Genomic DNA, 21,115 nt, shown 5'->3' with positions numbered 1-21,115 from the left:
CTTGGAGAAAACATATGATGTGATTGTTATAGGTGGAGGACCTGGAGGATATGTTGCCGCTCTTCATGCAGCGGAGTTAGGTAAGAAGACAGCAGTGATTGAAGCGGACTTTCTGGGGGGAACCTGTTTAAATAGAGGCTGTATCCCCTCTAAGACCTATTTAAAACACTCAGAAATAATTGAACAAATTGAAAAAGCAAGAGATTGGGGAATCGATTCAGGTGAGTTAACCTTATCTCTAAGTAAAATGAGACAAAGAAAAGATGAAGTGATTAATCGTTTGCGCAGCGGAATCTCCTATCTGCTCAAACAAGGAAAAATAGATATTTATAATGGCTTCGGGTTAATCCAAAAAGATGGAAATATTAGATTAACAATGGGTTCCGAGGAGAAAGTGCTAAAATCCGAAAAGGTTATTCTTGCTACAGGCTCGACTCCAGCTATTCCCAAGATTCCAGGTCTTGAAGCAGTTCAATACGAAACGAGTGATACGATCTTTGATCTGGAAGAGATACCCGAATCGGTAATTATTATAGGCGGCGGAGTAATTGGGGTTGAGTTTGCAACAATCTTCGCATCTCTAAAATCAGATGTAACCATTATAGAAGCAGCCAGTCAGATTGTGCCTTCGGAAGATAGTGAGGCTTCCAAATTTCTGACAAAATCATTAAAAAAGAAAGGCATCAAAATACATACTGGCGTCAGTGTCCAGGATGTAAATGAAGCCGGTGGTTTGAAACAAGTAAAATGCAGTGACTCAAAGGGAAATATAGTATCGTTTGATGCAGCGTCACTATTGGTTTGTACAGGCCGCCGTCCAAATCTTTCAGCAGCTAAAGAAGTAAACATTGAACATGATGGGCCATTTATAAAGGTTAATGACAGATTGGAAACCAGCTTACCGAATGTCTATGCTGTTGGTGATATAATTGGCGGCTGGCAATTAGCACACGCTGCAAGTGCGGAAGGTACGGTAGCTGCTGCCAATGCTGCAGGCAGCAACGAAAAAATTGACTACAAAGTAATGCCCCGCTGCATTTATACACTTCCTGAAATTGCATCAGTAGGATTAACAGAGGATGAAGCGCGCAAGCAAGGACTGGATGTAAGAGTAGAAAGGTTCGATTTCGCTGGAAATGGTAAAGCCTTGAGTGCTGGGGAGACGGAAGGCTTTACGAAGATCATTTACGATGCAAAATACGGTGAAATTATAGGAGCAGTTATGGCAGGGTCACACGTTACAGAATTAATTGCTGAGGCCTCTGCTTTTATGTATCTCGAAGGAACAATAGAAGAAGCTGCGAAAATGATTCACCCTCATCCATCCTTGTCCGAGTCCTTTTATGAGGCAGCTGTTAAAGCAAAAAACAAATTAAACAATTCTCATAAGGTGCTCACCTAGAATAAGACATTAGTAATCGATTAATTAAATAATCTAAAAGGGTGAAAAACGGAATATGATTGAAAAAACATTCACTGTTATCGATGAAACGGGTATCCATGCAAGACCGGCAACAATCCTGGTACAGGCAGCAAGTAAGCATGATTCTGAGATAAAGTTGGGCTATAAAGAAAAAGCTGTTAATTTAAAATCAATTATGGGCGTCATGTCACTGGGAATTCCCAAAGGTGCAGTAATCACCATAACAGCAGAAGGCGCTGACCAGGAAGAAGCGATAAAAAATCTGGCGGCTTTACTAAATGAGCATAAGCTTGCTGAATAGTAAAAAGCAACTACTATTAATTCATCGAAAAGGAACGTGTTTTTAACATGTTCCTTTTTTGTGTTTCCTGGGAACTTTACTGTTTACTTGTTAAAGGTATTTATAAAGAACTATTGTATTTTAAAAAAAGAGTGAAAAAGGTCACAAAATTTCACGTTTTCTGTCGATATAATAAAGGAGTATATAAGAGATGGGGAGATCAATGATGTTCGGAAAAGGTAAGATAAAGCAGCTGGAAAACGAAAAACGGGAACTGGAAGCAAAACTCCAGTTTGCTGAAGAAGAGTTTCAGCGCAAGGAAAGTTTTTATCAGACACTGATTCAATCATTTAATGAAGATTTGACAACTACAGTAAGCCAGCATGAAATGGTCAATGGTCAGCATTATATGCTGGGCGACCTGGTTCTGAAAATAAAAGACGGTTTTGAAAATGTAAAAAGACATAGCGAAGCTACTTTTTCAAACAGCCTCACTCTATCGAATAAAGGGGAAAACCTGATTCAATCTGCAAAAGAGATGGTCAAAAGCTCGGAGGAAGGCCGCGGATCCGTCAGCAAGTCTGAGCAGCTGATTAAGCAGCTGGGAGAGCAGCTGGAAGTGAATTCACAGAAAATGGAGGCGCTGAGCAAACGGTCAAAAGAAATCGAGATGATTGTTCAGGTCATTAAAGATATTGCAGAGCAAACGAACCTTCTTGCATTGAATGCATCCATCGAAGCGGCACGCGCAGGCGAGCAGGGTAAAGGATTTGCAGTCGTGGCGGATGAGGTCCGGAAACTGGCCGAAAGCACAGCGACAAGCACGGCGAATATCAGCTCCCTGACGAAAAATATTCAGGATGATATTGAAGCGACGCTGAACTCAACAGTTGCAAGCACCGAATTAATTAAAAATGGCATGTCCCTTAGCGGCCAAACGACCAGCAAAATTGACTCGATCACGAACCTTATTCATGCAGTTGAAACAGAAGTCGGTGAAGTGATTGAAATGATCAACATTCAGAAGGGGTATTCCGAGGAAGTAGCTGATGAGATTGCGGATACAAAGTCAGTTTTTGACCAGGTGAAGGAACTGATTCAGAGGCATATTGACGATGCCAGAGTTGTTGACGAGAAACTTGAAGGCGCCATCTCGCAGGTTAAGGCGGTAAATTACTAAGTTTTAAAAGGGGTCAGATGATGAAAAAGAAAAAACAGAAACAAAAAGGGTCGCTGTTTTCATTTACGATTAGAAAGAAATTATTACTCTCATTTATTATTATTCTATTAATTCCTTCTATTTCAATCGGCTACATATCCTATCAGAAGGCGCATGATGAGATAAAGGACCAGATTTCCATGAGTGCAGATGAAAATGTTAAGATTCTTGATCAATTTATCATCAACTTTATAAAGCCTAAGATGGGGGATACAAATTACTTTTCCAAAAGGATCAAAAAGGATTTTTATACCGAGGAAGAACTCGAGAGTACGGTAAACTCTTTTAGTCAGTATAAAGAGCTTCATCCGGAGGCAGTCGCTATATATGCCGGTTCTGAAAATGGCGATTTAGTCATCTACCCGCGTGCAGATCTGCCAGCTGACTTTGATGCTACCACACGCCCCTGGTATAAGGGAGCCATGGAGGGAAAGGGAAAAGTCTTCATCACAGAGCCATATGTTGACGCTGTCAGCGGAAACATCTTAATCACCGTAGCGCAAAAGCTTGGCGACAGCTCCGGGGTTATTGGAATTGATTTAAGTCTCGCTGCTCTTAGTGAGATATCCAATAATATTAAAATTGGGAAAGAAGGCTATCCTGCCATATTAAGTGCAGAGGGAAGCTTTTTAGTACACCCGCAGGAGAAGCCTGGCACACAGGCTGAAGGCAGCTGGCTGCCGGAAGTCCTGGAAAAGGAAAAGGGACAGGTTGAGTACACGATTGATGGCGTAAAGAAAGAAATGCACTTCACCACCAATGGGCTGACAGGCATGAAGGTACTCGGAACAATGAACCTGGAGGAAGTAACGTCATCAGTCCAGCCAATCTTAGTGTCGACAATTATATTTATAGCCATCTTCGTCCTTGTGGGCGCACTTGTTTCTTACATTATTGTCCGTTCGATAACGCGACCGCTCAATCAGCTCATCGCGGCAACTGATAAGGTCAGCGAAGGAGATCTGACCCAGAAGTTTATTGTCAAGAACAACGATGAAATCAGCAAACTGGGTGTCAGCTTTAATAAGATGGTCCTATCGCTGCAGCAGCTGATCAACCAGGTGAGCGAAAAAGCGGTCCATCTTGCATCCTCATCGGAACAGCTGACAGCAAGCTCTGAGCAGAACAACATGGCAACAGAGCAGGTGGCCAACTCCATCCAGGAAGTAGCTTCTGCAACTGAGCAGCAGACAGGAAAAGTGAAAGAAAGCACCTCTGTTGTCAAAGAAATGTCCGTCCGCATTCAGCAAATTATGCGTAACACAAATGTCGTGGCCGAAACGGCGAATGAGACAAATGAAGTGGTTGTAAAAGGAAGTGAAGCAATCGACCTTTCAACAAACCAAATGAAAAATATTAATGTAACAGTCTCTGAACTGGGTTCAATTGTTCATACATTAGGGAAACGTTCGGAAGAAATTGGCCAGATTGTCAATGTGATTTCTGCCATTGCCGACCAGACGAACCTGCTCGCACTCAACGCAGCCATTGAAGCCGCAAGAGCAGGCGAGCACGGAAGAGGCTTCGCCGTTGTGGCTGATGAAGTCCGCAAGCTGGCAGAGCAATCGTCCAAGTCAACCGAAAGCATCCGTGAACTGATCTCAACAATTCAGACGGATACAAACAAAGCCATCTCTTCCATGGAAAAGGGAACAGCTGAAGTGGAAAAAGGAATCGACCTGGTGAACAATGCCGGAGATGCCTTCAGCCACATCCAGCAATTTGCCGACACCGTTTCGGGCCAGATCGCAGAAGTGTCATCATCCATCAGGGACATGGCCGAAGGCGCCGACCAGGTGGTGGAACTCGTCAGTGCAATCGAAGAAATTGCCGCTGTCACAACAGCAGAGAGCCAGGACGTATCCGCTGCTACAGAAGAGCAGCTGGCATCCATGGAAGAAATTGCGGCATCTGCTGCCTCACTTTCGGGGATGGCGGAGGAACTGCTTGATTCTATTAAGAGGTTTAAAGTGGAGTAACTAGGGTGGGCCCGCCAGGTTTGGCGGGTCTATTTTTGTGTGTGCTGATTCTCTGGCGGGCGGGTTCAGAAAGTGAACTCTGCAAATAGGTTGCGGAAACTTGCAAATAGATTGCGGAAACTTGCAAATAGATGCTTTAAACTGCAAATAGGGCTAGGGATTCTGCAAATAGAACAAGTAAAGTGCAAATAGCTAGCCGGATTCTGCAAATAGAAGAACTGCATACTGAGCAGGTAACGACACACATAGTAGATTTGCAAATAGAACCGGGGATTCTGCAAATAGAACAGAGTAAGCTGCAAATAGCAGGCTTCATTCTGAAAATAGAACTGTAAAATTGTAAATAGCAAGCTGTTTCCTGCAAATAGACGAGCAGCAAAAGGTCCGGGAACAATATACGATAATCAACTTGCAAATAGAGTCATAGATTTTGCAAATAGAACAGGGAATTTGCAAATAGACGCAGGATTCTTGCAAATAGAGACCACTCCTCCCCAAACAAAAAAAGCTGCAAAAGCGCATCCAGCGCTTCGCAGCTCCGTTTAAGGAAAATAGATATCAAGACGTTTCTTGTCTCTCCGCATAATATAGTAATTTTGAAAATCCTCGCCTATCAATATATTACGATATTTCTTCGAATTGATGGTTACAATCCGTTTTTTATTTTTAATAAAGTAAACCGTCCCCTGGTGAACGTAAATCTCATTAAAGCTGATTCCATCCCGATCTATAAGCTCGTCTTCATAATAATAATTTAAAATAACATGCCGGTTCTTATAATCACACAAAATCGTAAAGTCCCTCACTTGTTTTTCCATACCCTCAAAACAAACCCCCCGCATCCGCATTGATCGATAAATTGAGAGTCCACTTTATTTCCGAAGTATATGAGCAGTGCTTCAGTTAGGTAGTTATCGGGATTTCCTAAATCAGCTGGTGTGACTATATTAACATAATACCCTTTAGCTGTCTGGCTGACTGCCGCCATCGCATCGTTGATCAGAAGCTCCAAATCACTAGCATAATTATCATGCTCAAGTGAAATAGACCAGTTCTTTTCCATATTAGCACCTCAATTCAGCTTAATTATAAATTTTTTTGTTGGGAAAATTTGTGAGTTGTATCACTGTTCAGGGGATTTTTCGTAAATTCTGTGTCTTTTATTTCTTTTAAATGAAAGATTCATCCTGGACAGTAATCTTGAAGCCGCATAGGGGGATGGTATATGGGTGAATGAGCGGAATTGCGAGTTGGTAATTGACGGCTTAATAAGCCGGAAGTAGTCTTGGACCGCAGCTTCATGTGCTAATGAAGAGGAAAACAAACACATTGGGCAGTGCCATTTCCCCCAATGGAAAATCATTGGAAGGGAAGTGCATTTAGGACAGCTGACACCAGTAAGAATTTCCTCAGATGAGACATTGAAGTGCTCGAGAATATCGGATTGTGCAGGGATATGTTTTTTTAACAAAGTCCGGCATAGCCTCCGAATCTCCTTAGAGTCAGTTTTTTCTTGAGGGAACTTATTTTCAATGTCATTCATTTTGGATAAAAGGTGATGAGAGTGTAAGACTTTCTTAGATATTTGCAGCGGATCTGTCTCTGCCTTAATAATGGTGGAAGGATGGCTGATTATAACTAAAAAATCAAGAGGAATGTTAGGAAATCCATTAAGGTCAAGCCAGTTCCTAAACTGGTTCGTCTGATGCCGGGCTTGTGAAATGGGGTCTGGAAATCCTTCTTCTTTGTCGTTTTGGATGCGGATGACCTGCTGGAATTGAGGGTTGAAAAACAAGGTGCCTGTCCAATTTTTAACTTCTAATATGAGCCCGAAGTTTGCAGTGAGCAGCAATGCATCGATTTGGAAGAATTGCGATCCGTTTGATAACCGCAAATCATGAAAAATCCAATACTTTTTAGGTTCAAGAAAGCTTAAGTAATAAAATAATCTTTCTTCTCCCTTATATCCTGCGCTTCTCTTTTTATATTCTGAGATCACTTTCTCACGAGAGGGGTGCTGTTCGGGGATTCTTCTTACCAATGCTTCAAGCTGGAGGTTCAATTCGGGAACTTTCAGGCTTTTACTAATCAAGTATAGCTCTCCTTTCTGTGTTTACTTAGTTATTTTCGCTATAAATGTCTATATACCTCTTTTAGACGGGATTCTATTTGCAGACTTTCGTGCTCTATTTGCGGATTCTCTAACTCTATTAGCGAGTGGAGATCGCGAGCACTTCCACGGTTTCTCTATTTGCAGGAAGCAGGTAGCTATTTGCAATTTTCCGGTTCTATTTGCACAAAGTCCCATTCTATTTGCAGAATCACCCATCTATTTGCAACCTTCCCCACTCTATTTGCAAAGTTCACATTCGACAAAATTCGGGTGGTGCCTGTCACCAAGGGACGAGGAGACAGGTTCCATGTCCCAAATGTACTTGGGGACAGATAACCTGTCCCCATGTCCCGCTAAAAAAGAACAGCCGCATACGCAGCTGTCCCTAATAACTTATTGATTTTGACCGTAACTGATCAAGTTCGTGAAGATGCGGTAGCCTCCCGGAACCTGGCCTTGAATCTGGCGATAGAATACCAGGTTGGTATAAAGGTAGGTGCCTTCTCCATAATTGGCCATGAGAATGCCGCCATCAAATGGCTCCTCGTTCGGATCTCCCATGCGCACGAAGGTTTTAAAGCGGTCATCCCACTGCATTGGATAGTATAATCCTCTTTCCTGAATCCAGTTGGCCCAGTCGTCTTCCGTAATGTTATTTGGATAGTTGAAGAGCGGCGATTCAGGCTGCAGAACGGTAACAGGTGCATTTTCATCGGTTACCCTCCAGCGGATGGATGGATTTCCAATAGTCAGCGGGTATGGAGCAGTGGCTTCCTGATCCCAGCCATCATTCGGCTTATGGTATTGGACCACCATATGTCCGCCATTTGCGACGTATTCTTTTAAACGTTCATTATTAGCTGTTAAGTCTTCACGTGACAGATAGGCACGGATGCCAACAACGATTGTATCGTATTGGCTTAAGTCCCCTGAAGCAAGATCGGTCTCAGTAAGCTTCGTCACATCGAGTCCTGCATTGGACAAGTAATCTGCCACTTTGTCAAAGCCGCTTTCAATGTAGCCGACCTTTAAGCCTTCCGGTGCCAGCAATTCAAAAGCGACCCCATTTACCTGGGCCGGGTACAGGTAATAAAATGTTCCGATATGGTCATATTGAATTTCTTGAACTGTTGAATCAAAGGTTTTTCCATTTACGGTTGCCTCGGCCGACAATTTGAAGTCGCCTTCCTGAATATCTGCGGGCGGGCTAAGTGTAAAGGTAACCTCTTTTTCCTCCAGTGAAGATCCGAAGTTAACTGCGGCTTTTTCCGGGCTTACTGACCAGCCTTCCGGAACATTTAAGGATACGGAAGCCTGTGCAGCTCCTTCACGGTAATTTTTCACTTTTACATTGACAGGCACTTCTTCTTGAACGTCGGCAGTATTAATTACCAGATCTTCAGGAGAAAGGGTAAGGCCAACGTCTGGCAGAACGGCAATGGTGCCATCCAAATCAGTAACAGTCATTGTCTTTGCACCGGCAGATTCATAGCTGACCTTTGCCTGTATGGCAGGGGTTTCATATGCGTGATAATACGCTGTATCAGCTGGAACTTGGACCTTGAAAGTAACTTCAGCCGTTTTACCGGGTGCAAGGTCAGCTGCCTTGGACTTATTAGAAACCTTCCAGCCCTCTGGAGTGATCAGTTCAACATCAGCTTTCTTCAGCTTTTGACTGCCATTATTGGTTAACGTAACCGTAACAGCTGTTTTTTGTCCTTTTGTCAGGATATTGGACTCCGCCTGTGCATCAATTTCAAGGCCGGAGGATACCAGGCTCACATTCAGCAGCTGTTCTTTTTTTACTTCAAGCTTATGAAGCAGATCTGACTTCAGCTGGGAATCAAGCTTGGATTTCGCTGTTTTCTTAACTAAACGGTCAGCTTCTTTTAATACTTGCTGCGTTTTGCTGAATACCTGGCTGTCGCTAGGATAGCTGGAGATAATTCCATCCAGGCTTTTTTGGAATTTTGTAAAGTGCACCTGCAATGCTTTTTCTTTCTTAGGGAGCGTTTTTGCCCATTCGTTAAAATCATAAGGGATTCCGGCAAATAGTTCATTGCTGCCGTTAGTTTCAACGGCGCTGTCCACTAACTCCAAATGCGTTTGTCTTGGCGCAACAGGGATATCATTGCCCATTCCCTGGCTTTTGTGCATATACCGTGATTCCTCGCCGATTTGCGGATAGGACATGCCGTAGACAGGATCAAGCATGCCGATTTCAATCGATGTATCGGCTGTATCTTTATTTTCTGCCGGCAAATAGAACTTTTTAGTATGCCAGACGGATAACCCTTCTTTTAATTGTTCAGGAAAAACGTTAGGATCTGCGGCATCTTTGAAGGCTTCCTGGCTGAGAATGGTCATGGTGCGGTGGTGCCCGTGCTGGGTATCCGAGTCTCTGAAGGATGGCATCACAATATCCGGCTGGTAAGAACGAATAAAGCGGATTAATCTTTCATAAGTAAGGTCCTTGCCCCAGTGGCTCAGAGTTTCATCCTTTGTCTTGGAAAAGCCGAAATCATAGATGGTATCAGAGGTCGTTTCACTTAAATGGTAGGCTTTAACTCCGGTGATTTTCGCTGCTTCAATCATTTCGCGGGAGCGGATAATTCCAAGACCGTTCCCAAGCTCCTGGCCGATTTCATTCTGGCCGCCCTCGCCGCGGTTGGCGATCAAACTTGATGTTTTAACACCAAGTCCCCGTGATAAGTAAGCAAGAAAGTCACTTCGCTCATCGTCAGGATGTGCTCCTGTATTCAGAAAGCTGACCGTTGTATCCAGCGGCTTCACTGCACTCCAAAGGTCAGGGTCATGCTCTTCAGACTGGGCACTTCCGCTGATAGGCAGCAGGGAGAGAATTAACGTCAAGGATAAAAAGTAAACAAAGATTTTTTTCAATGTGTGTAACCCCTTTCAAAATGGTTTACTAGCGCTCCTCTTGCACTCCTTTCATCATAGGTCTAAAGCAGGTTAGTTAAATATCCTAACTAACTTCAGGCAACTACCCGCCTAATAAATTTCATAATAGTGGAAAATAGTTAATATTTCAATATTCGAAAAATTATTTATATTAAAATCCTTCTTTAGTCATATAAATAATCACAATTATCATAAAATTAAAAATAATGGGTTGTAAACGGTTACCAGGTAGGTTATATTGAAGTTAATTAGTAATATTTACTAACCAAATCAATTAAGGCCGTGATGTGATGAATTTTAATGGGACACCTATGCAAATGAAATCAATCAATAAAAAGAGAGTACTTCAATGGATTCAGGAAAATTCACCGACTTCAAGGGCCGAGATTGCTGCGAAGATTTCCATAAGCAAGCCGACTGTTTCTTTGCTGGTAGATGAATTGATAGGGGAAAAGTGGGTGTATGAAAAGGGGATAGGCGAATCGTCTTCACAAGGCGGAAGGAGACCGATACATCTTTATTTCAACGAAAAAGCGGCTTATGTAATCGGAACAGATATCGGCGGCACGAAAGTAAAGATAGTCATTAGCGATCTCGGAGGCAACATCGTCCATTCCAGCAGTTTTTCAACCTGTCAATTTTTAGAATCTGGACTTTTAAAACAAATCGCCAAAGATGTACAGTCCATGCTGGATGAATGCCAAATCCCATTGGAACAGGTGCTTGGAATGGGAGCAGGGGTTCCGGGGATTACACAAACATCCAGCGGAGTCGTCCTGGAAGCACCGAGCCTCAACTGGATTCGATACCCGTTCTTAGCGGAAGCAAATAAATACTTCCCTTTCCCGGTTCATGTAGACAATGATGTGAATGTGGCAGCACTTGGGGAGCAATGGCTCGGAAATGCGAAGAATAAACAGAATGTTCTGTTTATGGCGGTCGGAACAGGTATTGGAAGCGGAATTATTATCAACAATCAGCTGTACCGCGGCTATTCAAACGCTGCTGGCGAAATGGGCTATATGGTGACGGATAAAACAGATATAAAAAAAGACTTTAAGCCCATCTTTCACCGCTACGGTTATCTGGAAAGCGTCGCCGGCGGTAAATCGATCGGAAAAAAACTGACGGAAGCCATCCAGCAGGATCCAGCCCACCCAGCCTATGCTCAGGCCATAAAGGGAGAGCTGCCGGGGGAAATGGCCTTTACTCTTGCGAAGAAAGGCGATACAGCAGCCATTGCGGTCATTGATGAAGCCATTGAAAATTTGGCCTATGGAATCATTAATGCCGCGAGCTTATTGAATCCTGAAGTCATTATTTTAGGAGGTGGTGTTCTAAAGTCATCTGATTACATTTTGCCTAAATTGGACAGGATCGTGAATCACTATCTTCCAAGTTCAGTAGAATTGAAGACTTCACGATTAGGTGATAATGCGGGAGTCCTGGGTGCTGTTTCACTCTTTTTGCGGGAGCATGAAAGTATTATCAAATTTTCTTAATGAGGGGGATTTTTTAATGAAAAATAAGAAAAGGGCATCAATTATAACCACTTTATCCATTTCGGCTGCATTAATGCTTTCAGCGTGCAGCTCTGAACAGGGTTCCAGCTCAAGCTCTGAAAAAGAGCCGGGAGAGAAAGAGAATAAGCTGGAAGAAAAGGTAGTTATCTATTCACCGCATGGAAAGGATATTCTATCAAAGTTTGAACAGCAATTCGAGGAAAAATATCAGATTGATGTGGAATGGCTTGATATGGGATCACAGGAAATCCTGGACCGGATCCGCTCTGAGAAAAATAATCCGCAGGCTGATGTCTGGTGGGGAGCGCCATCTGTAAACTTCGATCAGGCAAAGGATGAAGGACTGTTAAAGCCGTATGAGCCTTCCTATGCAGGAAGTCTGGCAGAGGGCTTCCATGATCCAGAGTGGCACTGGTCCGGAACAAGCCAAACGCCGGAAGTCATTATGTATAACAGCAAAGAATTATCAGAAGATGAAGCGCCTAAAGACTGGGATGAGCTTCTGGATCCAAAGTGGAAGGATGAAATCATCATCCGCTATCCGCTGGCATCCGGAACGATGAGAACAATTTTTTCAGCCATGATATACCGCGACTTTAAGGAATCCAGCGATACAGCGGCAGGTTACGAATGGCTTGAAAAATTGGATGCCAATACAAAAGAATACGCAGCGAATCCTGAAATGATGTACAACAAGGTGGCCAAAGGAGAAGGAAAGCTGTCTGTCTGGGCAATGCCTGACGTTGTTATGTTAAAAGAAAATAAAAATTATCCATTTGAATTCATCATTCCGGAAAGCGGAACACCAGTCCTGACAGAAGGGATTGCCGTTGTGAATGATGCTCCGCATCCGAAGGCGGCTGAAGCATTCTATGAGTTTGTCAACACACCTGAAGCAGCCAAAATCCTTGCAGAAGAATTTTACCGCATTCCAACAAGGGATGATGTGGAAGGCCTCCCTGAATGGATTACAGAAACAGAGATTAAGAGCATGGATATCGACTGGAAAGTATTCCAGGAAAACAGCGACAGCTGGATGAAGTATTGGGATGAAAACATTAAGAGCGGAGAAAAAGAAATTAAAGAATAGGAAGTGTAATAGGTATGGCGTCCATAAACATAGATAATGTCCAAAAAGCCTTTGGGAAGGTTATTGCAGTCGATCATTTAAATCTGGATATAAAGGATGGGGAATTCTTTACCTTCCTTGGACCAAGTGGATGCGGCAAGACCACCACACTTCGGATGATTGCTGGATTCTATTATCCTACTAAAGGTGTTGTCCGTTTCGGCGATAAGGATATGACGCGTGTACCTCCTGAAAAAAGAAATACGGGCATGGTTTTCCAAAACTATGCCCTTTTTCCTCACATGACGGTGTTTGAGAATGTCGCTTTTGGATTAAGGGTTAGAAAACTTGGCTCCAAGGAGCTCAATATAAAAGTCAAGGATGTATTGCAGAAGGTGAGACTTGAGCAATACGCCGATCGTCAGGTGAGCCAGTTAAGCGGAGGTCAGCAGCAGCGTGTCGCGCTGGCAAGGGCATTGGTGATAGAACCGGAGATTTTGCTTCTGGATGAGCCACTCAGCAACCTGGATGCCAAGCTGCGCGATGAAATGAGAAGTGAAATACTGAGATTGCAGAAGGATTATAATATCACGACCATCTATGTTACCCATGACCAGGCAGAAGCTCTCTCCATGAGCGATCGGATTGCGGTATTTAACTTTGGGGTCTGCCACCAGGTGGGAACACCTTCGGAAATCTATAATGAACCAGCCAATGACTTCGTAGCGGGGTTTATCGGTGAAATCAATCTGCTGTCTGTGAAGATCAGCAGGATAGAAGATGAGAACATTCTTGTACAAGTGCAGAATGGTAAAAGTAACAGTGAGCTTTCCGTCCGAAATGCCCCTTTTAATTATAATCAGGAGAACAAAGGGAACCTGGCATTATCCATCCGTCCTGAATCTATTAAAATACTGGAAAAAGAGACGGAAGGGAAAAATATCTTCAAGGGAAAGGTGGAGGAGGTACATTTCTTCGGCTCCCTCATCAATGTGGTGGTCAGAGCTGCAGGTCTTAAGCTTCAGGTAAATGCCCTGAATAGCGGATTATCCAGGAACCTGCAGGCGGGTGCAGAGATTTGGGTGGAACTGCCTGAAGAGCAGATGAGGATCATTCCTGTGGTGACTGGTGATGCATCATGATTAAAAATCGGGATACAAGGCTGACCCTGCTCCTCCTTATTCCAGTCTTGCTGGTTCTCATAGCTTATGTTCTTTATCCCTCTTTACGGACTGTAATGGAGAGTCTTCAAAAAGAAGGCAGCATGACCTTTGGGAATTACAGTGACTTCTTTACTCAGGAATCCAAAACCAATCTGGAGGCCCTGTGGAATTCTGTATATATTTCAGTATTAAGTGTCCTGGTCAGTGCGCTGATCGGCATCCCGCTGGCATTCATTTTTAACCGGTATGATTTTCCGGGCAGAGGCTTTTTTGCATCGGCTGCCATCATGCCGATCGTTCTGCCGTCATTGGTAGGAGTAATGGCGTTCATGTTCCTGTATGGGGAAACCGGATTGATTCCCAATGCCATTAAAGACCTGTTCGGGCTGGATGAAGTCCCGTTTAAAATAGGCGGCATTTCAGGCATTTTAATTGTCCATGCATATACTATGTATGTGTATTTCTATATGACTGTTTCATCAGCCATTAATAAAATTGATCCATCCCTTGAAGAAGCTGCATACAACCTGGGGGCCAACCGATTTAACGTGTTCTGGAAAGTAACCTTTCCATTATTGACACCGGCTATTGTTGCCGCATCCTTATTAGTGTTTATGATCTCGATGGCATCCTTCAGTGCGCCGTTTCTGCTGGCAGGCGGATTCAGAGTGCTGAGTCTGCAGATTTATTTTTCAAAAATCAACGGCGATATGGAAGTGGCCGCCACGCAATCGGTTATTTTATCGGTTGTATCGATCAGCTTCCTATTATTTATGCGCTGGTACCAAAACCGCAAGGATTACCGGATGGCATCTAAAGGGATTGGGGCCCATCGCAGTGAAGTGAATAATCCTGTTTTAAAGTGGATACTGGTCTTTACAGGAATCGTGGGAGTCATTATTCTGCTGCTTCCTCATTTCACGATTCTCCTGCTATCCCTCGTGCCGGATGGAACTTGGACGTGGCAGACCTATCCATCGGTATTTAATTTTGAAAATTATCGTTTATTGTTCCAGGATCCGAACATATTCAAGCCGTTGAAAAATAGCTTGATCCTGTCGGTTATCGCTACAGCTGGGAACCTCGTCTTTGGCGTATTGGCATCATATGTGCTTGTTAAACGGAAATTTGTCGGGAAAAGCTTTGTGGATATTTTAGTTATGATTCCATGGGCATTGCCGGCCACCGTTATCGGGATGAATTTGATTTTTGCTTTTAATGAGCCTACCATCTTCTCGTTTGGCAATATTCTCGTCGGCACATTCTGGATTTTGCCTCTGGCCTATTTTATTCGCCATATTCCATTGGTCGTCAGATCGACCAATGCGGTATTGGAGCAATTGGATGATTCTATAGAAGAAGCCTCGAGAAGTCTTGGGGCAAAGTGGTTTTATACGTTCAGAAAAGTAATCCTTCCGATTATTATGCCAGGGGTTTTATCAGGAACATTACTGGCATTTGTTGAGTCAGTCGGTGAATTTCCAACATCTGTATTGCTGTATACCCTTTCAAACCGTCCGATTTCCATCGAGATTATGAATCAGCTGAGAATGTTCAATATGGGCCAGGCGGCAGCTTACGGAATGATCCAGATAGCTTTAATCGCACTGGTTCTGTTCATATCAAATAAGTTTTTTGGTGTAAAAGCTGAAAAATCATTGTCATAAAACGGAGTTGAAAAAATGAGCAAATTAGAAGAATTTATTAAAAGTGAAGGCCATGCCTTTCCCGGCAAGACGTATGCAGAAGAACTGCTGATGCCTGTTTTCAATGACCAGCGGGATTATCTGTTTCATGTCATGTTTGATATCCACCGGGCACATGTGATCATGCTGGCAGAACAGGGAATCATTCCGGAAGATGAAGCAAGGACCATGCTGGAAGGAATTAATAAAGTGGCAATGTCAGACACAAGCTCATTATCCTACCAGCCTCAATTTGAAGATCTCTTTTTTATGATGGAAGCGAAAATCGGAGAAGAGATCGGTGATGAGCTGGCCGGGAAAATCCATATTGCCCGGAGCCGGAATGATATGGGGATCGCCATGTACAGGCTGGTCCTGAGAGAACACCTGCTTCAGCTTTTGGGCAGTGCCTATCAGCTTAGTGAGGCATTGCTTGAGCAGGCTGAAGAGCATAAAGAGACCTATATGACCGGCTATACCCATACACAGCCGGCTCAGCCGACCACTTTGGGGCATTATCTGCTTGCTGTATATGATGTCCTTCAAAGGGATATCAGCCGGCTGTGGGCTGCCTATAAAACCGTAAATAAATCCTCACTCGGTGCAGCGGCCCTTACAACGACCGGATTCCCGATTTGCAGGGACCGCACCCGTGATTTATTGGGGTTTGAAGGAATTATTGAAAACTCGTACGACTCGATTGCAGGAGCAGATTATCTGCTGGAGACCTCATCCGCCCTGATGACCTGCATGGTGAATACCGGCCGGTGGATCCAGGATTTCCTTCAGCATGTAACAAGGGAGTTTGGCACCTTCCAGGTGGCAGATCCTTACGTACAGGTGAGCAGCATTATGCCGCAGAAGCGGAACCCGGTTTCCATTGAGCATTCCAGATCCATTGCCAGCAGTGCCTATGGTGAAGCGTATGCAGCCATGAACATGGTCCATAACACGCCATTCGGCGATATCGTCGATACTGAGGATGATCTGCAGCCCCATCTGTATCGCGCTTTTAATAATGCGAATCGGGTATTAAAGCTGATGTATGCCGTGATTGCAACATTAAAGGTCAATAAAGACCATGCGAAAGAAATGGCCAAAAAATCGTGCATCACGATCACAGAATTAGCCGACAGCCTGGCAAGAGACTACAGCATCCCATTCCGGAAAGCCCACTCCATTGCCAGCTATATTTCAAAACAAACGGTGAAGGATCAGAAAGAGCTATGCGACTGGAAAGTAGAGGATGTAAATGAAGTCATTCGGGGATATGTTCCCGTTTCCCTCTCAGAGGAAGAGTGGAAGAAAATCATCTCTCCTGAATACTTTGTACAGATCCGCAGCCTCCAGGGAGGACCGAATCCCGATGAGGTCTCGAGAATGATCAAGGATCGGAATGAAACCCTCACAGGGGACCTGCTCAGCTATGAGGGGACTGTGAGAGGGCTTAAGGAGAAGCGGGAGAATTTAATTAACTTTAGATTTTGACTATTGTTGTATTTAAAAAAGCGAAATTCGCCAATGGCGAGCTCGCTTTTTTTATTTCCCAGCTAATATAAGTCCAACTCTTGCAAAAACCCCCTTACAGAATTCGGACTTCATTTTGTGCAATACAGGAGTATAATACGTAGTAAGCAGACAATTCGATGAATTTAGAGTCTGACTTTTGCAAACTTACTATTTAGAATCAGGTAAAGGAGGGAGCGCTCCCGATGATTCTTGACCAGCGCTGCATGACGATTTTGACGAAAATGGTCCATGCACCTACACATGTTTCTCCGCAGGAGCTTATGGAAGAATTACAGATTTCCAAGCGGACTGTATACTATGATGTCGACAAAATTAATAGCTGGCTGAAAGACCAGGGTTTAGATGAATTGAAATATGTTCGTGCTGCCGGATTTTTTCTCGATGAAGAAGAAAAGCAGCAGATTAAACAGCGGCTGGATTCGTTTGATAAAGCTGCCAGTTATGAGTTTTCACGAAAAGAAAGAATGGCCTGGACCGCCATCCTCATCCTGACCCGTGAGAAAACCATTTATCTGCAGGATCTGATAGATAAGCTGGGTGTCAGCAGGAGTACGCTTCTGGCAGATATCAAGGAGTTAAAAAAGCAGCTGAGTCAGTTCCAGGTTCAGTTGAATTTCCATAAACCTTCTGGCTACTACATTGCCGGCGAAGAACAGGATAAGCGGAAAATGCTGATTTACTGCTTATCACAGGTTTTAACCAATCGCGGCTGGAATGATCTATTATCCGAAGTCCAGTTAACCATCCAGGACACACCTGGACTGTCACCTGAAATGTTTCAGCGTGCTGATTTAGAAACAATTTATGAGATTCTGAATGAAAGTGAATCATTTTCCGGCGTTCATTACACAGATGAAGTGATGGAGACGCTAAGCGCCCATATATTTATGCTCATCAAAAGATTTAACCAGGAAAAATACATCAAAATGGATCCTGTTGAAAAACAGGTCATTAAAGAAACAAAAGAGTACACCGCTGCTCAATTTATTTGCCGAAAAATTGAAAGCGGTTTCCAGATTGAGGTTCCTGATGATGAAGCCTGCTATCTTGCAACCTACCTGTTAGGGGCGAAAATAAGCGACTATGATACACATGAGCTGGAAAATCAGGACCTTGCTATCCTCAAATCAATAGCAATAAGAATGGTCGATGATTTTCAAAAGTATGCCTGCGTATTTTTTCAAAACCGGAAGGAACTTGAACGAAATTTATTGATTCATTTAAAACCGGCATATTTCCGGATCAAATATGGAATCGAACTGGAGAATCCATTATCCAAATCCGTACAGGAGTCCTATCAGGATCTGTTTATTCTAACCAAAAAAGTGGTTCATCATTTTGAATACGTGCTTGGCAAAAAAGTATCGGATGATGAAGCGGCCTATATTGCGATGCACTTTGGAGGCTGGATTGATAAAGAAGGCGTCAGGGTGGAAGCCCGCAAAAAAGCGGCTGTAGTGTGTGCCAGCGGTATCGGCACGTCCCGAATCCTTCAGAAACAAATTGAAGATCTCATGCCGTTTGTCGATGTGGCGAATGTATACACCGTCCGTGAATATGAGAAAGCGTCCCTGGCTGATTTGGATTTTGTCATTTCGACCACGCCAGTATCCCTGAAAAATGTACCGGTGTTTATTGTAAATCCGATTCTTAACCCGTCTGAGAAGGAATCCCTGCTTAAGCAGGTTCAGGCATCAGAAAAAAGGCCGAAATCAGAAAACATTGAGACATTGATGGACATTATCCGGAAGCATGCAGATATTAAAGACGAAAGCATGCTGATCCAGGAGTTGAAAGTCTACTATCAATCAAATAAAGAAGCAAAAAGTGAGGTGGACCAAAAGCCAATGTTAAATGAAGTTCTAACCGCAGATAAAATTCAATTTTCAGATTCTGCCCCAAGCTGGCAGGAAGCACTGCAAATAGCGTCACAGCCGCTATTGGCCGATCAATCCATCAGCCGTAATTACATTGATGCCATGATTGAAAACGTGAAAGAAATGGGGCCATATATCGTCATCGCTCCTGGAATTGCCCTTCCTCATGCCCGCCCTGAAGCTGGTGTGAACAAGCTGGGAATGAGCTTTCTGCAATTAAAGGAAAGCTGTGCTTTTTCGGAAAAGCCGGAGCATCAGGTAAGATTATTCTTTGTGCTGGCAGCCATCGATAATGAAACCCATTTAAAAGCATTATCTCAACTGTCCAAAATGCTGTCTGACAGCGATAACCTTGAAAAGCTGCAGAATGCTGATACAGCAGCTGACGTATTGGAAATTATTAATCAATATTCACAAGACTAAGGAGGAAATAAAAATGAAAAAAATTCTAGTAGTATGCGGAAACGGACTTGGAAGCAGCTTTATCGTAGAAATGAACGTAAAAACAGTTTTAAGCCAGCTGGGAGTGGAAGCAGATGTTTCACATACCGACTTAACTACGGCTAAATCTGAAAAAGCGGATATCTACCTGGGATCTAAAGACCTGATTTCCACTTTGGATGACGGAACAAGAACGATCATTGGTTTGACAAACATCCTTGATCAAAACGAGCTAAAAGCGGCATTGGAATCACATTTATCCTAATAGAGAAAAAAAGAGCAGGCGATAGACTCGCCCGCTGAAAAATAAAAAGAACAAATACAGTATAACCTAAAAAATTGCTCAGATGAAAGATAGATACAGAGGATTTAAAAAGGAGGGGTAAACATGTTTGATTTCATCATGAATGATATATTGGGCACGCCCGCCATCCTGGTTGGTTTATTCGCCTTGTTTGGCTTGCTTCTGCAGAAGAAAGGAATTGCCGATGTTATATCAGGTACCCTTAAAACAATCATGGGCTTTCTCATCCTGAATGGAGGAGCAAGCATCTTAATAGGCTCACTTGATATTTTCGGAAAAATGTTTGAAAAGGCTTTCCATATCCAGGGCGTTATTCCGAACAACGAAGCCATCGTAGCGATTGCCCAGCAGACATTTGGGAAAGAAACCGCGATGATCATGCTTTTCGGGATGGTCATGAACATATTAATTGCCCGTTTTACACCGTTTAAATATATTTTCCTTACCGGACATCATACTTTATTCATGGCCTGCCTGATCTCAGCTGTATTTGCAACCGGCGGAGTTACAGGACTTCCGCTGATCATTATTGGGTCTATTATTCTGGGATTATTAATGGTTTTCATGCCTGCGCTTGTCCAGCCATATGTACGCGAAATCACAGGCAATGACAGCATCGCTGTCGGCCACTTTGGATCTTTCGGCTACTTTGTTTCCGGCTTTATCGGAAAGCGTGCAGGGGATAAATCCAAATCGACAGAGGATATCAAAGTGCCAAAATCCCTTGGATTCCTGCGCGATACATCTGTTGCGATGTCTCTGACAATGACGATTCTCTTCCTGGTTGTTGCGCCGATCGCCGGAAAAGGCTATGTAGAATCTGAACTGAGCGGCGGAGTTAACTTCCTTGTATTCTCGCTCATGCAGGCGATTACGTTTGCAGCTGGTGTATATGTGGTCCTTGCCGGTGTGCGGATGCTGATTGCAGAAATCGTTCCTGCATTTAAAGGAATTGCGGATAAAGTAGTAAAAGATGCGAAGCCTGCCCTTGATTGTCCGGCAGTGTTCCCTTTTGCGCCAAATGCAGTTATTATCGGATTCCTATTCAGCTTTGTAGCTGGTTTGCTTTCTATGTTCCTTCTACCATTATTTGGCCTGAAAATAATTGTGCCAGGCCTGATTCCGCACTTCTTCACAGGTGCGGCGGCAGGGGTATTCGGAAATGCGACTGGGGGCAGACGCGGAGCGATAATCGGATCATTCGCAAACGGTCTATTAATCTCATTCCTTCCGGCCTTATTGCTTCCGGTTCTTGGATCACTAGGATTTGAGGGAACTACCTTTGGAGACTCGGACTTTGGGGTTGTGGGGATTTTATTGAGCTTCCTTATTAAACTGTTTTCTTAATCTAGTTATTATTGGGACTTCACTTTGATGTGGAGTTCCTTTTTGTTTTTCAGAAAAATTTGGGTTAGCCTGTCGGCAACTGTTAGATAGTCATAGTAATCTATTTATTAAATTCAAGGTATGTTGCAAAAACGCAACAGTGCTAAAAAGGATAAGAATGAATCATAGGTCCTCCTGCCTCGTGGAGACCTGTTTTTTTCACCCTTTAATGCGCTGTCGCAACACCTGTTGCGGTATTGC

16 protein-coding genes are annotated in these 21,115 nt (G+C 43.5%); 12 read left to right on the top strand and 4 right to left on the bottom strand.

Annotated elements, in window-relative coordinates; all coding sequences use genetic code 11:
- Position 1 precedes the first annotated feature (1 nt).
- The 4 genes from lpdA (at position 2) to NYE23_RS23240 (ending at position 4,901) form a co-directional block, all read left to right on the top strand.
- Positions 2–1,402 (top strand): dihydrolipoyl dehydrogenase, encoded by a 1,401-nt coding sequence (lpdA, locus tag NYE23_RS23255; RefSeq protein ID WP_341081575.1) that lies wholly within the window; start codon positions 2–4, stop codon positions 1,400–1,402.
- A gap of 55 nt (positions 1,403–1,457) precedes the next feature.
- On the top strand, positions 1,458–1,724 hold the full coding sequence (locus tag NYE23_RS23250) for a phosphocarrier protein HPr (protein WP_341081573.1): 267 nt from the start codon (positions 1,458–1,460) through the stop codon (positions 1,722–1,724).
- A 190-nt stretch (positions 1,725–1,914) separates the two neighbouring features.
- On the top strand, positions 1,915–2,883 hold the full coding sequence (locus tag NYE23_RS23245; RefSeq protein WP_341081571.1) for a methyl-accepting chemotaxis protein: 969 nt from the start codon (positions 1,915–1,917) through the stop codon (positions 2,881–2,883).
- A 20-nt stretch (positions 2,884–2,903) separates the two neighbouring features.
- Positions 2,904–4,901: a HAMP domain-containing methyl-accepting chemotaxis protein gene (locus NYE23_RS23240; protein ID WP_341081569.1), complete on the top strand. Its 1,998-nt coding sequence runs from the start codon at positions 2,904–2,906 to the stop codon at positions 4,899–4,901.
- A gap of 542 nt (positions 4,902–5,443) precedes the next feature.
- Here NYE23_RS23240 and NYE23_RS23235 read toward each other — a convergent pair.
- The 4 genes from NYE23_RS23235 to NYE23_RS23220 all read right to left on the bottom strand — a co-directional run bounded on the left by NYE23_RS23235 (position 5,444) and on the right by NYE23_RS23220 (position 9,915).
- A complete protein-coding gene (locus NYE23_RS23235) occupies positions 5,444–5,719 on the bottom strand; it encodes a hypothetical protein (RefSeq protein WP_341081566.1) in 276 nt (91 codons plus the stop codon).
- Entirely contained in the window at positions 5,704–5,964 is a 261-nt protein-coding gene (locus tag NYE23_RS23230) for a CGCGG family putative rSAM-modified RiPP protein (protein ID WP_341081564.1), read from the bottom strand. The genes NYE23_RS23235 and NYE23_RS23230 overlap by 16 nt, the downstream gene beginning before the upstream one ends.
- 60 nt (positions 5,965–6,024) lie before the next feature.
- Complete coding sequence (locus tag NYE23_RS23225; RefSeq protein ID WP_341081563.1) at positions 6,025–6,993, bottom strand: nuclease-related domain-containing protein; 969 nt, start codon at positions 6,991–6,993, stop codon at positions 6,025–6,027.
- Between the two features lie 414 nt (positions 6,994–7,407).
- Positions 7,408–9,915, bottom strand: coding sequence for an NEW3 domain-containing protein (locus NYE23_RS23220; protein WP_341081562.1), 2,508 nt, complete (start codon positions 9,913–9,915; stop codon positions 7,408–7,410).
- A 311-nt stretch (positions 9,916–10,226) separates the two neighbouring features.
- Here NYE23_RS23220 and NYE23_RS23215 point away from each other — a divergent pair, with 311 nt between their 5' ends.
- The 8 genes from NYE23_RS23215 (at position 10,227) to NYE23_RS23180 (ending at position 20,875) form a co-directional block, all read left to right on the top strand.
- Positions 10,227–11,438 carry an ROK family transcriptional regulator gene (locus NYE23_RS23215; protein ID WP_341081559.1) on the top strand — a complete coding sequence of 404 codons (1,212 nt, stop codon included), beginning with the start codon at positions 10,227–10,229 and terminating at the stop codon, positions 11,436–11,438.
- Between the two features lie 16 nt (positions 11,439–11,454).
- The gene (locus NYE23_RS23210; RefSeq protein ID WP_341081557.1) at positions 11,455–12,549 is read left to right on the top strand and encodes an extracellular solute-binding protein; all 1,095 of its coding nucleotides are present in this window, start codon (positions 11,455–11,457) and stop codon (positions 12,547–12,549) included.
- A gap of 14 nt (positions 12,550–12,563) precedes the next feature.
- Positions 12,564–13,670 carry an ABC transporter ATP-binding protein gene (locus tag NYE23_RS23205; protein ID WP_341081555.1) on the top strand — a complete coding sequence of 369 codons (1,107 nt, stop codon included), beginning with the start codon at positions 12,564–12,566 and terminating at the stop codon, positions 13,668–13,670.
- Positions 13,667–15,358, top strand: coding sequence for an ABC transporter permease (locus NYE23_RS23200; RefSeq protein WP_341081553.1), 1,692 nt, complete (start codon positions 13,667–13,669; stop codon positions 15,356–15,358). The genes NYE23_RS23205 and NYE23_RS23200 overlap by 4 nt, the downstream gene beginning before the upstream one ends.
- A gap of 15 nt (positions 15,359–15,373) precedes the next feature.
- A complete protein-coding gene (gene argH, locus NYE23_RS23195) occupies positions 15,374–16,864 on the top strand; it encodes an argininosuccinate lyase (protein ID WP_341081551.1) in 1,491 nt (496 codons plus the stop codon).
- Positions 16,865–17,088: 224 nt separating this feature from the next.
- Positions 17,089–19,206, top strand: a complete 2,118-nt coding sequence (locus NYE23_RS23190; protein WP_341081548.1) for a BglG family transcription antiterminator — start codon at positions 17,089–17,091, stop codon at positions 19,204–19,206.
- 13 nt (positions 19,207–19,219) lie between these two features.
- Entirely contained in the window at positions 19,220–19,489 is a 270-nt protein-coding gene (locus tag NYE23_RS23185; protein ID WP_009332100.1) for a PTS sugar transporter subunit IIB, read from the top strand.
- A gap of 123 nt (positions 19,490–19,612) precedes the next feature.
- Entirely contained in the window at positions 19,613–20,875 is a 1,263-nt protein-coding gene (locus tag NYE23_RS23180) for a PTS ascorbate transporter subunit IIC (protein ID WP_341081546.1), read from the top strand.
- The last annotated feature ends 240 nt before the right edge of the window (positions 20,876–21,115 follow it).

This window comes from Cytobacillus sp. FSL H8-0458, assembly GCF_038002165.1.
Classification (GTDB): domain Bacteria; phylum Bacillota; class Bacilli; order Bacillales; family Cytobacillaceae; genus Cytobacillus.
This window is presented reverse-complemented; position numbering and strand designations above follow the sequence as displayed.

Excerpts from the sequence above, each read along its gene's own strand:
- NYE23_RS23250 (WP_341081573.1), top strand. The coding sequence starts at position 1,458 with ATGATTGAAAAAACATTCACTGTTATCGATGAAACGGGTATCCATGCA.
- NYE23_RS23245 (WP_341081571.1), top strand. The coding sequence starts at position 1,915 with ATGGGGAGATCAATGATGTTCGGAAAAGGTAAGATAAAGCAGCTGGAA.
- NYE23_RS23240 (WP_341081569.1), top strand. The coding sequence starts at position 2,904 with ATGAAAAAGAAAAAACAGAAACAAAAAGGGTCGCTGTTTTCATTTACG.
- NYE23_RS23235 (WP_341081566.1), bottom strand. The coding sequence starts at position 5,719 with ATGGAAAAACAAGTGAGGGACTTTACGATTTTGTGTGATTATAAGAAC.
- NYE23_RS23230 (WP_341081564.1), bottom strand. The coding sequence starts at position 5,964 with ATGGAAAAGAACTGGTCTATTTCACTTGAGCATGATAATTATGCTAGT.
- NYE23_RS23215 (WP_341081559.1), top strand. The coding sequence starts at position 10,227 with ATGAATTTTAATGGGACACCTATGCAAATGAAATCAATCAATAAAAAG.
- NYE23_RS23210 (WP_341081557.1), top strand. The coding sequence starts at position 11,455 with ATGAAAAATAAGAAAAGGGCATCAATTATAACCACTTTATCCATTTCG.
- NYE23_RS23205 (WP_341081555.1), top strand. The coding sequence starts at position 12,564 with ATGGCGTCCATAAACATAGATAATGTCCAAAAAGCCTTTGGGAAGGTT.
- NYE23_RS23200 (WP_341081553.1), top strand. The coding sequence starts at position 13,667 with ATGATTAAAAATCGGGATACAAGGCTGACCCTGCTCCTCCTTATTCCA.
- argH (WP_341081551.1), top strand. The coding sequence starts at position 15,374 with ATGAGCAAATTAGAAGAATTTATTAAAAGTGAAGGCCATGCCTTTCCC.
- NYE23_RS23190 (WP_341081548.1), top strand. The coding sequence starts at position 17,089 with ATGATTCTTGACCAGCGCTGCATGACGATTTTGACGAAAATGGTCCAT.
- NYE23_RS23185 (WP_009332100.1), top strand. The coding sequence starts at position 19,220 with ATGAAAAAAATTCTAGTAGTATGCGGAAACGGACTTGGAAGCAGCTTT.
- NYE23_RS23180 (WP_341081546.1), top strand. The coding sequence starts at position 19,613 with ATGTTTGATTTCATCATGAATGATATATTGGGCACGCCCGCCATCCTG.